Annotated in this window: 14 protein-coding genes; 9 read left to right on the top strand and 5 right to left on the bottom strand. The window is 43.7% G+C overall.

Annotated features, from left to right (window positions below; translation table 11 throughout):
• Positions 1-95 precede the first annotated feature (95 nt).
• On the top strand, positions 96-1,274 hold the full coding sequence (locus tag OGH69_RS03610; RefSeq protein WP_265173072.1) for an AIR synthase related protein: 1,179 nt from the start codon (positions 96-98) through the stop codon (positions 1,272-1,274).
• Between the two features lie 106 nt (positions 1,275-1,380).
• Entirely contained in the window at positions 1,381-1,818 is a 438-nt protein-coding gene (locus OGH69_RS03605) for a hypothetical protein (RefSeq protein WP_265173071.1), read from the top strand.
• A gap of 76 nt (positions 1,819-1,894) precedes the next feature.
• On the opposite strand, the gene OGH69_RS03600 is transcribed toward OGH69_RS03605, so the two are convergent.
• The 3 genes from OGH69_RS03600 to OGH69_RS03590 are packed head-to-tail and all read right to left on the bottom strand — an operon-like array spanning position 1,895 to position 4,613.
• Complete coding sequence (locus OGH69_RS03600; RefSeq protein ID WP_265173070.1) at positions 1,895-3,028, bottom strand: peptidylprolyl isomerase; 1,134 nt, start codon at positions 3,026-3,028, stop codon at positions 1,895-1,897.
• 7 nt (positions 3,029-3,035) lie between these two features.
• A complete protein-coding gene (gene gldI, locus OGH69_RS03595) occupies positions 3,036-3,596 on the bottom strand; it encodes a gliding motility-associated peptidyl-prolyl isomerase GldI (protein WP_265173069.1) in 561 nt (186 codons plus the stop codon).
• Positions 3,597-3,599: 3 nt separating this feature from the next.
• Entirely contained in the window at positions 3,600-4,613 is a 1,014-nt protein-coding gene (locus OGH69_RS03590; protein ID WP_372339328.1) for a DHH family phosphoesterase, read from the bottom strand.
• Positions 4,614-4,919: 306 nt separating this feature from the next.
• Here OGH69_RS03590 and OGH69_RS03585 point away from each other — a divergent pair, with 306 nt between their 5' ends.
• The 5 genes from OGH69_RS03585 to OGH69_RS03565 are packed head-to-tail and all read left to right on the top strand — an operon-like array spanning position 4,920 to position 8,120.
• Positions 4,920-5,573: a DUF6705 family protein gene (locus OGH69_RS03585; protein ID WP_265173068.1), complete on the top strand. Its 654-nt coding sequence runs from the start codon at positions 4,920-4,922 to the stop codon at positions 5,571-5,573.
• A 35-nt stretch (positions 5,574-5,608) separates the two neighbouring features.
• A complete protein-coding gene (locus tag OGH69_RS03580; RefSeq protein WP_265173067.1) occupies positions 5,609-6,184 on the top strand; it encodes a DUF6705 family protein in 576 nt (191 codons plus the stop codon).
• Positions 6,185-6,225: 41 nt separating this feature from the next.
• Positions 6,226-6,840 (top strand): DUF6705 family protein, encoded by a 615-nt coding sequence (locus tag OGH69_RS03575; protein ID WP_265173066.1) that lies wholly within the window; start codon positions 6,226-6,228, stop codon positions 6,838-6,840.
• 40 nt (positions 6,841-6,880) lie between these two features.
• Positions 6,881-7,501: a DUF6705 family protein gene (locus tag OGH69_RS03570; protein WP_265173065.1), complete on the top strand. Its 621-nt coding sequence runs from the start codon at positions 6,881-6,883 to the stop codon at positions 7,499-7,501.
• A 37-nt stretch (positions 7,502-7,538) separates the two neighbouring features.
• Entirely contained in the window at positions 7,539-8,120 is a 582-nt protein-coding gene (locus tag OGH69_RS03565) for a DUF6705 family protein (RefSeq protein ID WP_265173064.1), read from the top strand.
• Positions 8,121-8,291: 171 nt separating this feature from the next.
• On the opposite strand, the gene OGH69_RS03560 is transcribed toward OGH69_RS03565, so the two are convergent.
• A complete protein-coding gene (locus tag OGH69_RS03560) occupies positions 8,292-8,531 on the bottom strand; it encodes a hypothetical protein (protein WP_265173063.1) in 240 nt (79 codons plus the stop codon).
• A gap of 135 nt (positions 8,532-8,666) precedes the next feature.
• The gene (locus tag OGH69_RS03555; protein WP_265173062.1) at positions 8,667-9,806 is read right to left on the bottom strand and encodes a hypothetical protein; all 1,140 of its coding nucleotides are present in this window, start codon (positions 9,804-9,806) and stop codon (positions 8,667-8,669) included.
• Positions 9,807-10,195: 389 nt separating this feature from the next.
• On the opposite strand from OGH69_RS03555, the gene guaA reads away from it, so the two are divergent.
• Both guaA and OGH69_RS03545 read left to right on the top strand, forming a co-directional pair.
• Positions 10,196-11,725, top strand: a complete 1,530-nt coding sequence (guaA, locus tag OGH69_RS03550; protein WP_265173061.1) for a glutamine-hydrolyzing GMP synthase — start codon at positions 10,196-10,198, stop codon at positions 11,723-11,725.
• 340 nt (positions 11,726-12,065) lie between these two features.
• On the top strand, positions 12,066-12,896 hold the full coding sequence (locus OGH69_RS03545; RefSeq protein ID WP_265173060.1) for a LysM peptidoglycan-binding domain-containing protein: 831 nt from the start codon (positions 12,066-12,068) through the stop codon (positions 12,894-12,896).
• The last annotated feature ends 137 nt before the right edge of the window (positions 12,897-13,033 follow it).

Raw genomic sequence — 13,033 nt, 5'->3', positions numbered from 1 at the left:
GTGAAATTGGTGTAATTCTTGGCAAAACCATTTTTAAAAGATAAAAAATTAATAATTCCCTTATCTTTGCGCAACAACAACACAATAACCATTACATGAGTTCTGATACCAGCAAACGCTACAGCCAGCGCGGTGTTTCGGCTTCAAAGGAAGACGTGCACAACGCCATAAAGAATATCGATAAAGGCCTTTTCCCGAAAGCTTTCTGCAAAATCGTCCCTGACTACCTTACCGGCGATAACGACTACTGCCTGATCATGCATGCCGACGGTGCAGGCACCAAATCATCCCTTGCCTATATGTACTGGAAGGAGACCGGCGATATCTCGGTATGGAAAGGCATTGCGCAGGATGCCCTTATCATGAACATCGATGACCTCCTTTGCGTGGGTGCGGCAGATAATATCATGCTGTCGTCAACCATCGGCAGGAACAAAAATTTAGTACCGGGTGAGGTCATCTCAGCCATCATCAATGGTACCGAAGAGCTTATTGAAGAGCTGAAAGGCTTTGGCGTGACCATCCATTCCACAGGCGGGGAGACGGCCGATGTGGGCGACCTGGTGCGTACCATCATTGTCGATTCCACCGTTACGGCACGCATGAAGCGCAGCGATGTGATAGATAATGCCAATATTCAACCCGGCGATGTGATCGTTGGCCTGGCTTCGTTCGGGCAGGCATCCTACGAAAAAGGCTATAATGGCGGCATGGGCAGCAACGGGCTTACCTCGGCGCGCCATGATGTATTCGATAACTACCTGGCGCAAAAATATCCGGAAAGCTTTGATGCGGCAGTACCGGCAGAGCTTGTCTATTCCGGCAAGGTAAAGCTGACCGATGCCGTAGAAGGCAGCCCGATAGACGCAGGGCAGTTGGTGCTTTCGCCTACGCGGACGTATGCACCCATCATTAAAAAAATCTTAGATAAATATACGCCTGCCGATATCCACGGGATGGTGCATTGCAGCGGCGGTGCCCAAACCAAGGTGCTGCATTTTGTAGATAACGTTCATTTAATAAAAGACAACCTGTTCCCGGTCCCGCCATTGTTCAGGCTGATACAGGAACAAAGCGGTACCGACTGGAAAGAGATGTACCAGGTGTTCAACTGCGGGCACAGGATGGAACTTTACGTTCCTGAAAGCATTGCGGCAGACATTATTGCCATTTCCCAATCATTTGGCGTAGACGCGCAGGTTGTGGGCAGGGTGGAGCCATCCGGTTCTAAAAAGCTGACAATAATGAGCGAATACGGGACTTTTGAGTATTAGGATTTACACTCATTAACCCTAACAGGCCGTCATTGCGAGCGTATTTACGGAGCGCGGCAATCTTTCTTCTACCGTAATAAAATAAAGAATAGTTAAACGACAGCAAATGAAGGTAAACCTTAAAAACGGTGTGGGCGAATTGCTTTTCGGGATGAAGGAAGGCGATGTAAAAAAACTTTACGGCGAACCCAGCCGGAAGTATAAGGACGAGGATAAAAACGTCATTTACCTGTATGATGATAAGAAGCTACGCCTTACTTTTTACCAGGACGAAGAGTTCAGGTTAGGATATATCATTACTTCAAATAAAGATGCTGAACTTTCTACAGGAAAGATTATTAACGAAAAATGGGATGATTTAAAGCCTAAGCTGGAAGGGCAGGGGATTAAGTCGTTCGAGAAGGAAAGCTTCGACACGGTAGACAATTACTTTAACGAAGCCAACTGGGTCATTTTTCAGGTAGAATTTGGCGAAGTGGTTCGCGTGGAGCTGGGTGCCATCATCAATGCCAAGGATGAATTTGACTGGAAATTTAAGGGCTAAACTCATAATGCTATTGCTTTAGCGCATAAAAAAAGGACATCATACGATGCCCTTTTTTTATTATATAACCAGCTGCTTACTGCGCCGGAAGCATCTCCACCTCAAAGATAAGGTTGGTGTTCGGGGCAATGCCGGCGCGCGGTTCGCCCATTTCACCATAACCAAGGTGTGCAGGGATGAACAATATCATCTTATCGCCGGGAACCATAAGGTTAAGGCCTTCCAGGAAGCCCGGTATCATGCCGCCTTTGGTACCTATCTTAAAAGGGAACGGAACATAAGCGCCGTACTCGTCTTTCTGCGGGATGTACTTCATGAAAGTCTTGGCGGTAAGGGCATCGCTTGAGTCGAACAGGCTGCCGTCTTCCAAAAATCCTGAGTAGGCAATGCGCACCATGGCACCGTCGGCAGGCTTGGCAGCCTTGCCTTTAGTCAGTGTTTTGTATTGCAGCCCGGAAGCCGTTTTTGTCGCCGTTGCCTTTTCTTTTTCAAAGTAGGCTTTCTTGGCTGCTTTGGCTTTTTCAAACCCTTCGGCAAATTTCTTTTGGTCGGCGGCAAGGGCATCGGCTTTTGCTTTTTGCTCGGCGGCCAGCTTTTCGTAATACGTCTTGAATACTTTTGGCGCGTCAAATTTCTTGGCATCGGCGCCTACGCGGATGATCTTTACTTTATCCATGCTGTCGCCCTGAACAATGGCATTTACCACATCCATGCCCTGAACTACATGGCCAAATACGGTGTGCTTGCCGTCAAGGTGCGGGGTGGCGTTGTGGGTAATGAAGAACTGGCTGCCGTTAGTGCCTTTTCCGGCATTCGCCATGGATAGGATACCGGCTTTGTCGTGCTTCAGCTCCGGTACGATCTCGTCGGCAAACTTGTAGCCCGGGCCACCCGATCCATCGCCTTTAGGGTCGCCCCCCTGGATCATGAACGGGTTGATGACACGGTGCCATTTAAGCCCGTCGTAAAATGCCCTGCCTTTAAACTCGGCCGCTACCATTTCGTTTTTGCCCTCTGCCAGGCTCACGAAGTTGGCCACTGTTAGTGGCGTTTTCTGGTATTCCAGTTGCAGTACGATAACGCCTTTATTGGTAGTTATCTCCGCATAAAGCCCGTCTGTCAGTGGTCCTGCCGGTTCGGCATCGGGCTTGCTGTTGCATGAAAAGACGATTGCAACTAAACTTAAAAAAAGACTTGTCATTGGTTTCATTATTAATTTAATTCTGCTTTGCTTGTTTTTCCGGTTTAATGTCATTGAGTGTCACGGTACAAATGAGCGGCTCATTGGTACCTATTTTTTTGTTGTCGCCGTGGTAGCCGTAGCCCATGTGCGACGGGAACAGGAACGTAACCTTTTCGCCCTCGTTCATCAGCTTGATGCCGTAGCGCAGCCCCATCATGATGTTTTCCTTGTCAACGTAATATTCCTGCGGGCGCAGTTCTACCTCGCTGTATATCAGGTTGCCGCTGATGTCCTTTACCTCATAGTCAAAGTAGGCCACGTCGCCTCGCTTGGGCGTAATGGTGTCGGTGGTCACCTCGGTTTCGTAGTGGTACCAGAAGCCTTTGTCCGACGCTATGTATTTTATCGCCGGGTTGCTTTTGATGATGGAGTCGATGCGCGATTCCTCATTGGCCACCAGCTTCTTGTTGCGCTCAATGGATTCCTTCATGAAGGTACCCGAACTCCTGTTGACAGGCTGGCGCGCCTGTTGCTGCTGCGAACAGCCGGTAATGGCAGCGCCCAGCAGGAGGAAGGCTATGATTGTCTTTTTCATGTATCAGTCAATTTTGGTGGTTGCTAAAATAGCAATAAATTTTTGTATGGTAGCTTCCAGCGACTCAGTACTTTTTCCGCCTGCGGCATTTATGTGGCCGCCGCCGCTAAAATGCTCACGGGCAAACTTATTAACGTCGAAATCGCCCTTGGATCGGAACGATATCTTTATGATGCCTTCGTCCTTATTCTCGCTGAAAAATGCGGTAAACACGATGCCTTTCATGCCCAGTCCGTAGTTCACGATGCCCTCGGTATCGCCCTTGCTGTGGCCAAAGCTGTTGAGCTCCTCCTGGCTAAGGGATGTGTAGGATGTTTTATAGGCAGGAAGCACCTGCAGGTTTTGGAGTGCCTGCGCCAGTATGCGGATGCGCGCGTGCGAATGGTTGTCGAACAGCAGGCTGTGTATGGCGCTGTTGTCTACCCCCAGGTCGATGAACTCGGCTACTACGCGATGCGTGGTACCGGTGGTAAGCGGGTAGCGGAAAGAACCGGAGTCGGTAACGATGCCCGTATACAGGCAGGTGGCAACGGTCTTGTCGAGGTACTGCTTTTCGTCTAAAGCGGTTATGAAGTGGTACACCATTTCACAGGTAGACCCGTAATTAGTGTCCGAAAACATATAGGTGGCATAATCATCCGGTGCCTGATGGTGGTCGATCATGATGAACGGCACGTCAAGCCCTTTCAGTACGGCTTCCATGGCATCGCCCAGGCGGCCCAGGGTATTGAAGTCGAGCGTAAATACGATCTGCGCTTCCTTCAGTAGTTTGGTGGCGGTTTCATTTTCGCGCTCAAAAACTTTTACGCCGTCTGCGCCGGGCAGCCAGGCAAGGAAATCGGGGAATTCATTTGGGGCTATTACCGTTACATCATGGCCTTTCAGCTTCAGGAAGCGGCCCAGGCCGAGGGTAGATCCCATGGCATCGCCATCGGGGTTGCGGTGGGGTATTATGGCAATCTTTTTGGGTGCGGCCAGCAGTTGTTTTACGGCCGCGAGGTCTCCGGGTGTCATCATTGTGCGAAGGTACAGTTTTTTATGACAATGCCCAATAATAGTGCCAAAGGGTGGAGTTTCAAAGTTTCAAAGTTCGAAAGTCGAAAGTTCGAAAGTCGCAAAGTGCCAAAGGTGAAACTCTAAAATCCAAAACACAAATTACAAATGAGCTTCCATTCCGAAATCAGGCACTATATTTTAACCCTGACACTTTTAACACTTTTGCGGTGATTACCTGTTTTTTCAAAACAGGTATTTCCTACCTGTGTGGCGTGAAAAATAATTTTTAAAATTGTGGTATGCGTTTCCAACCTTTTAGGTGAAAAAATGCTCTATATTAATAGCAATGGAATATTAATCAATAAATTGAAAGCAATCTTTATCATAGCGTTGTTGTTTGGGCTGGTCTGCAGGGCGCAGAACATAAGCCCTTTGTATAGTGAAAATTATGAAGAGGCTGCCGATGTTTATTACAAAGATACTTTCAATGACTTTGATAACTACACAGGAACATGGGAACTTGTAAGTGGAACTGCTTCATTGAGGATCATATTTGAAAAAAAGGTAGCCTATCATGATAGTTTTAGTGGAAATTATAGTGACCTGCTGATTGGCGAATACCGATATATCGAAAATGGCATTAAAAAGGTTAATACTTTGCCGCATTTAACCAATCCTCCTTCCAATCTGATCGAACATACCATTGTGGGAAGTATTATCATCAATAATGATAACTTTCCTGTTTGCAATGATTGCCCGCCCGGACAAAAAAGGGTTATTTTGAGTTTTGGTGATCCTTCGAGAGACACTATCGATGGTTTGTATGGAGCGCTTATAATCAGGCGTGCGGATGAAGGTGGTGTCCAAAAAATAAAAATACAGCTTGTGCAAAAAGGAAACGTCGTAATTATAGATGGTATCCAATCCTATAGGAGTTTTAATCTTCCTTGGGGAGAATATACATTAACCAGAGTGCAATAGTTTGTCACCGGTTTGGCGGGGCAGTTTTTAACACCATGAAAGCAATCTTTATCATATTATTATTCACATTGAGTTTATGTAAAGCTCAAATACAACCCATTCTTGAACAAGGAATAGGCCTTGAGGCTGGATTTTATTATAAAGACACTTTCAATGAATTGGATAAATTTACAGGTACTTGGAGATATGAATCTGGAAGTATACTTTTTGAAATAACATTACAAAAGAAAGAAAAGCTATTTAATGGTTCTAATAACAATTACTGTGATATACTTGTAGGAGAATATAGATATGTTGATGGTACAAATACAATTGTAAATACATTGCAAAACCTTCTGCAAAATCTTGGGCCATATGAAAACAATATTTCAGGGGCAAACATACAGGATTCAAATCATACTGCATCCGAAAGACGAGTAGAGCTGACTTTTAAAGATCCTGAAAGAGACTATTTATATCGATACATAGTAGTAAAACATTTTGTAGCGCAGGGTGGCACGCCTGAAAGAATAGAAATTACATTTAATGGAGAAATGTCGATAGTGCCTGAGGGTACACCAACGGAACTGAGAGTGCCGGAGCAGAATTACACACTGATAAAAGTACCATAACATATTACCTGCCCCGCTGCGGCGAGGCAGTTTTCACAACCATGAAAGCAATCTTTATCATAGCGGTCTTGGTTTTGGGGATTGGCTGCAGGGGGCAGGCAGTCCTGCCATTGTATGATAATGGCTTAGATATTGAAGGGGCTTATTATAAAGATATTAATAGTGATTTGGACAATTTTGTTGGTACATGGAAATATACAGATGGAACAACATCATTGATAATTAATTTACAAAAAAAAGATATGCAGCCTTATTCAGATAATGCAATAACGTGTTATCAGGATATCTTAATTGGTGGCTATAAGTATGTCGAAAATGGAGTTGAGAAAATAAACACTCTGCCATTAGTTTCGCAGAATTTACCACACAGTTATGATTATTCTATATTTGGCAATCTACTTTTACCCCCTACTACAGAATATTGTACTGGATGCGTTCCAAATATGAGAAGGGTACACCTGGCATTTAGAGATCCTGACCGTGATATTCCCGGTATGGAGTCGAAAATGGTTTTTGCGAGAGCCGATTCAGGAGGTGTACAAAAATTACTTTTACAGTTTATAGTAACATCCGGAGGCTATGATGATGTAACTGACCCAAGGCCGTATGATGAATACACAGTCCCTTTCGGGGAATATCTGTTAGTGAAGCAATAACTTAATGCTGCCCCGCTGCGGCAGGGCAGTTTTTACAACCATGAAAGCAATATTTATCATAGCGTTGTTGTTTGGGATGGGATGTAGAGCGCAGACCCCGATAAAATCACTGTATGAAGATGATACTGACATTTCGGGAGCATATTATAAAGATCTATATAACGACCTCGATAATTTTGTTGGTACATGGAAATATACAGATGGAACAACTTCGCTAACTATTACACTTGAGAAAAGAGAAATGCAGGTTTTCAATAATGGAAAAAATCATTACTATGCTGATTTTCTTGTAGGTGAATATAAATATATCGAAAATGGTGTAGAAATAATAAATACTCTTCCCCGGCTTACATCAAACATAATAAACCCATGGAACTTCAATATTGTTGGAAATATCATTGTCGGTCCAAATTCTCAATATTGTCTTAATTGTGGACCCAATGACAGAAAAGTCGTATTAGGTTTTAATGATCCTACACGTGATATATTTGGTTTTGAACCAGAAATGATCTTTCAGCGTGCCGATGATGGCAGTACCCAAAAGTTAAGGCTTATCTTCAGAAATCTTGGATCAAGGATGTCAAAGTTTGGTGAAACCACACTTTCGCCATATACAAGCTATAACATCCCTTTCGGGGAATATCTTTTAGTAAAACAGTAAATATTGCCTGCCTTGCCAAAGCGGGGCAGTTTTTATCATGAAAGCAATTTTCATCATAATGTTTTTGGTTTTGGGTATGGGCTGCAGTGGGCAGGCTGTCATGCCGTTGCTCTATACTATTGGTGAGGAACCAGGAGTGTATTATAAAGATACAGAGAATGACTTCGACAAATTTACCGGTACCTGGAGATACCAGTCCGGAAATACCATCTTTGAAATTACGCTTCAGAAAAAGGTAATGTACCATTATTCAACGTTGGGCTATTATTCAGATGTATTGGTGGGTGAATATCGCTACAGTGATTCAAACGGAATTGAGACGGTCAACACCCTTACTAATTTACAGGCAAGCCTTGAGCCACATCAGTATAACGTATATGGGGAATATATTAAAGATACTAACTTGCCGATGGCACAAAGGCGTGTAGAGCTCCATTTCACAGATCCTGAAAGAGATTATCTGTACCGGGATATAATAATAAAACATTTTGCGGCACAGGGTGGTACGCCCGAAAGGATAGAAATTACATTTAAGGGAGAAATGTCGGCAGTGCCTGAGGGTGCACCAACGGAACTGAGAGTGCCGGAGCAGAATTACACACTGATAAAAGTACCCTAACAGGTGGATGTCCCTCCATAAAGGGCAGTTTTATCTTTCATTAATAATTTAGGTAATATTTTATTATTTTGATTGGGATGACGGTAGGTAGCCCCGAAACATTAATCCATAAAAAAACCGCCGGCCACATAAATATTAAGTCCGGCGGTTTAATTGGGTACGTATGCGGACTTACCGCCCGTAATTTTCGCCTAAAAATATCATGATGCCGCCCACTACCATTAAAATGCTGTTTAGCCGCAGCGTGTTTACCGCTTTTTTAAGGTTGGCGTTGTTAACTTCTACCTGCTCGCCCTGGGCGGTCCATTTGTTGGCTCCCTTAAGGCCCGCATATACACTTGCCGCAAACAGCAAACGGATTCCGCTGCTAATGCAAATCAAAAAGCCTAGAATTTCGATAATGATCATCATACTGTAACTGGTTAATTTTTCTTGGCAAATATATACATTTCAGGAAACCTGCAAACAGGCAGCAGCAGTTTTACAGTAACTAGGAGGCGGTGCAAAGCCGTAGTGCGGGGCACCCTTAGTGCGGCAGGCCCATTCCTAATCATAAACAATCTCCCTTTTCCTCACATACAGCGGCTTCCCGTTGATGCTCTTGGTCTGCTCGGTCCAGTTGTTGTGGCTGTCGAATGCATAAGAGAAGGTAACGGTGGTGGTTTTGCCGTTTTCGGTGTAGAGGAGTTTGATTAGGTTGTCGCCTTTGTAGATGTATTTTGTTTCAATAGCAATGTCGCCATTTGAAATAAGTTTTTCTGAGGTCAGCCGCCCCTTATCATCATACGCCCATGTCCATGGCAATAGGCCGTTGGAATTAATAGTCGTTATGAGGTTGTCATGGGCATCATAAATGTAACGGGTAACATCAGGAGTTGTACTATCGCCTGCCATTTGCCCTGAATAATTTTTTACGGTTATTTTATTTCCGCGTTCGTCATACTCATATTCTTCGTAAAGGTAGGTTTCCCATTCGCCATGTATTTTCTTTTTACGCCCGGGATAGTCGCCCTCTACCAAAGTATATGGCAGAGTATAGTAAACCCTGACAAGCCTGCCCGACTCATACTCAAATTTCCTGTCGCTTGCTTTCTCGTTGTCACGGTATGCATTGGTTGCAATAAGTTCACCTGCTCTGTTATACTGGTTACCGTAAAAGAAATAGGTATCCGATTCTTTATATGACTTTAACCGTGTTGCTACACGGTTTTTATGATCGTAGCCCCGTCTTATTGTGATTATTTCGCCAAATTCATTACTTTCATTTTCTACGATCAAATTTCCTTTTTCATCATAAGTAAACTCATATTTTGTTAGGAAAGCATTGTCCTTATAATACCATGTCTCTGCTACAATCCGGTTCCTGTCGTCATATTCCCTGTAATAATTCATGTAATGTACTATAGGCATATGATACCAAAACGTATTAAATCGTTTTTGTGTAAATTCCCTGTCCCTGAAACCCGGATGGCCATATTCATCTTCAAAGTCATACAGCTTGTAACTTTGCCGCACCGAGTCCAAAAAGTAAAGCTTTTCCCTGACCGATTTTACATTGCCATATACCGTGTCCTTTATCCTGTTTTGGGAAAAGGCGGCGAAGGGGAGGAAGAGGAAAAGGATTTTCAGGGTAAGGTTTCGTACCATTGATAAAAGGGTAAAAGGGTTGCCTACGGGTAAGAGCATTTTTTTATATAAAAGGTTGGATTGGGTTTGCGGAAAATTTCCAGCCGGTTATTCCAGTAATGCCCGTTTTCGATTTTGTTTCAAATCTGCAATTTTTCATTATCCGGAAGATGAAAAAATGCCCACGGACCAAAAGTCATCGCAGGCATACCCTAAAATACCCTTGCACACACCCTGAATTCATAAGCTGATGGTGCAAAAATACCCCCAACATGATGAAAAAAAGGGTATATATTTTTTGATGTGGGGCCGTAATGCAAAAATGCATTTTTGTTTCATTTTCATTTTTTCATAAAATCCTTTCATTAAAAATTTTCTTACATTTTTTTTACGTTCCAAAAATCTGAAAATCCATTTTCCCATTTCGGCAGATTATCTTATTTTTGCCCATGCAACACAACGTACTTATTTTAGACTTCGGGTCGCAATACACACAACTTATTGCGCGAAGGGTTAGGGAACTCAATATCTTCTGCGAGATATTCCCCTATAATAACCCGCCAACAGATTTATCAACCTACAAAGCCGTAATCCTTTCCGGAAGCCCGTTTTCCGTCAGGGCTGAAGATGCACCGCATCCCGACCTTTCCGGTATCCGGGGCAAGCTGCCGCTGCTGGCTGTTTGCTACGGTGCACAGTACCTTGCCCACTTTGACGGGGGTGAAGTAGCGCCAAGCAACATCCGCGAGTATGGCCGTGCTAACCTGTCCTATATCAGGGAAGGAGAGCCGTTCCTGGAAGGTGTGTCAGCTAACAGCCAGGTATGGATGAGCCACAGCGACACCATCAAAAAGCTGCCAACAGGCGGTGAGGTGCTGGCCAGTACCAAGGATGTGGAGAATGCCGCATATAAAATAGAGGGCGAAACCACCTATGCCATACAGTTCCACCCTGAGGTGTACCACTCTACCGACGGCAAGCAGATGCTGGAGAACTTCCTTGTAAAAATCGCCCATGTACCGCAGAACTTTACGCCCAACTCCTTTGTGGAGGACATAGTAGCGGAACTCAAGGCTAAGATCGGCAATGACAAAGTAGTGCTTGGCCTTTCGGGCGGTGTAGACTCTACTGTAGCAGCCGTATTGCTTAATAAGGCTATTGGCCAAAACCTGTACTGTATATTTGTAAACAACGGGCTGCTGCGCAAGAACGAATTTGAAAGCGTACTGCACCAGTATAAAGACATGGGCCTCAATGTAAAAGGCGTGGATGCTTCGGACAGGTTCCTGTCGCAGCTTGCCGGTATCGATGACCCTGAGACGAAACGTAAGACTATTGGCCGCGTGTTCATTGAGGTTTTTGACGATGAGGCGCACCTCCTTACCGATGTTAAATGGCTGGCTCAGGGTACCATCTATCCCGATGTTATCGAGTCGGTTTCGGTAAAAGGGCCCTCGGCTACCATCAAGTCGCACCATAATGTTGGCGGATTGCCGGACTTCATGAAGCTTCAGGTGGTTGAGCCATTACGCATGCTGTTTAAGGATGAGGTAAGGAGGGTAGGAGCGACATTGGGTATTGACCCTGAGCTTCTTGGGAGGCACCCATTCCCGGGTCCCGGACTGTCTATCAGGATATTGGGAGACATTACACCGGAAAAGGTACGCATCCTGCAGGAAGTGGATCATATATTCATACAGGGCTTAAAAGACCATGGGCTGTACAACAAGGTTTGGCAGGCGGGAGCTATATTGCTTCCGGTAAATAGCGTTGGCGTAATGGGCGATGAGCGTACTTATGAAAAAGTAGTAGCGCTGAGGGCGGTGGAATCGACTGACGGCATGACCGCCGATTGGGTACACCTGCCGTATGACTTCCTCATGAAGATATCTAACGAGATCATTAACAAAGTAAAAGGGGTGAACCGTGTGGTATATGACATAAGTTCTAAGCCTCCGGCCACGATAGAGTGGGAATAATTTCTATAATGCCCCTGTATTTGCAGGGGCTTATTTGTTTTTTAGATTATTTTATGGCCTTTTCCATAGGAAATATTTATCGCTTTTTATTCTGATGGACTCTTACAAGCTATTTTGTTGCATTAAAAATGAGCCTCATTTCTTTTATAGAAATTTTCTCACATTAATAATAATAAAAAAAATGTACTTATTTCGAATATTTTTTAATTATTACGTGGTTTTTTTTCAAAAAAACTACAATTATTTAATTTAAGATTATTCTTATTAAATAATTGTAAACCATTGTGTTATCTGGCTTTTTTGTGTATATTCACATCAGTTTAACTAACTATTGCACCTAATGAAAACAATTATTTTAGTTATAATTTTATCCTTAACAACTTTTACGCCCTTAAATGCCCAAATGCGTCACGACGGTAACCAAAAGGAGACCGAAGAGAAAATAGTTTACCATACAGTAGCCCTTGGAGAGACTGTGGTGCTTATCGCAAAATCTTATAAAATCCGTCCACACGATATTTACGAATACAATGAAGGCACAACCCAGGGTATTAGCAGCGGCATGTCATTGCGCATCCCGTTGCACAGACAGGTTGAAATGGTAAATCATATTGAAAAAGAGAATGATAATTATGATCTGCTGAAAAAATCACTTACAAAGCCAGCTGCCGGAAACGTCAGGAAAAATGAAAACAATGCTCAGGGCAGTTCTGAAGGATTTGTTTCTGAAGCTAAAGAAGAAAGGGGAGTGTCTGTTGAAACGACAGTTCCAGAAACAAAGGAAAATACTGTAGCAGAGACGGCTGATATTGAAGAAGTGGCTGCAGTTATCAAGCCCGTTACACATAAAGTTGTTTCCGGTGAAAATCTTTACAGGCTTTCGCTTAAATACAACACAACAGTAGAAGACATTACCGCTGCCAACAAGAAATTGTTGATGCACGGATTGCAGGTGGGACAGGTGCTTACTATTCCTTCCGGATCAAAAAATGTAGGGACAACAAATGCTGATGGCAATAAGGTGATTGAGCACAAGGTAATATCAGGAGAAACACTTAGCAGCCTGGCAAGAAAGTATAATACTACTGTTGACGCAATTACTGAAGACAATGTTTCTGCTTTAAAAAGAGGGCTTCAGGCCGGGCAGATTATCAGGATTATTGAGCACTAAAACCCTTAAGAGGTTAATAATAAGCCTATTCGTACAACATCTTCTTATTTTAACTGAAAATTATAAAGTTTACTTACCCTATAAGCCGATACAAATTTTAACTTTGTATCGGCTTAATGCTTATAACATCCCTGTAC

Origin of the sequence: Flavobacterium sp. MFBS3-15, from assembly GCF_026107645.2 — a bacterium.
Taxonomy (GTDB): domain Bacteria; phylum Bacteroidota; class Bacteroidia; order Flavobacteriales; family Flavobacteriaceae; genus Flavobacterium.
This window is presented reverse-complemented; position numbering and strand designations above follow the sequence as displayed.

Excerpts from the sequence above, each read along its gene's own strand:
- OGH69_RS03610 (WP_265173072.1), top strand. The coding sequence starts at position 96 with ATGAGTTCTGATACCAGCAAACGCTACAGCCAGCGCGGTGTTTCGGCT.
- OGH69_RS03605 (WP_265173071.1), top strand. The coding sequence starts at position 1,381 with ATGAAGGTAAACCTTAAAAACGGTGTGGGCGAATTGCTTTTCGGGATG.
- OGH69_RS03600 (WP_265173070.1), bottom strand. The coding sequence starts at position 3,028 with ATGAAACCAATGACAAGTCTTTTTTTAAGTTTAGTTGCAATCGTCTTT.
- gldI (WP_265173069.1), bottom strand. The coding sequence starts at position 3,596 with ATGAAAAAGACAATCATAGCCTTCCTCCTGCTGGGCGCTGCCATTACC.
- OGH69_RS03590 (WP_372339328.1), bottom strand. The coding sequence starts at position 4,613 with ATGATGACACCCGGAGACCTCGCGGCCGTAAAACAACTGCTGGCCGCA.
- OGH69_RS03585 (WP_265173068.1), top strand. The coding sequence starts at position 4,920 with ATGCTCTATATTAATAGCAATGGAATATTAATCAATAAATTGAAAGCA.
- OGH69_RS03580 (WP_265173067.1), top strand. The coding sequence starts at position 5,609 with ATGAAAGCAATCTTTATCATATTATTATTCACATTGAGTTTATGTAAA.
- OGH69_RS03575 (WP_265173066.1), top strand. The coding sequence starts at position 6,226 with ATGAAAGCAATCTTTATCATAGCGGTCTTGGTTTTGGGGATTGGCTGC.
- OGH69_RS03570 (WP_265173065.1), top strand. The coding sequence starts at position 6,881 with ATGAAAGCAATATTTATCATAGCGTTGTTGTTTGGGATGGGATGTAGA.
- OGH69_RS03565 (WP_265173064.1), top strand. The coding sequence starts at position 7,539 with ATGAAAGCAATTTTCATCATAATGTTTTTGGTTTTGGGTATGGGCTGC.
- OGH69_RS03560 (WP_265173063.1), bottom strand. The coding sequence starts at position 8,531 with ATGATGATCATTATCGAAATTCTAGGCTTTTTGATTTGCATTAGCAGC.
- OGH69_RS03555 (WP_265173062.1), bottom strand. The coding sequence starts at position 9,806 with ATGCTCTTACCCGTAGGCAACCCTTTTACCCTTTTATCAATGGTACGA.
- guaA (WP_265173061.1), top strand. The coding sequence starts at position 10,196 with ATGCAACACAACGTACTTATTTTAGACTTCGGGTCGCAATACACACAA.
- OGH69_RS03545 (WP_265173060.1), top strand. The coding sequence starts at position 12,066 with ATGAAAACAATTATTTTAGTTATAATTTTATCCTTAACAACTTTTACG.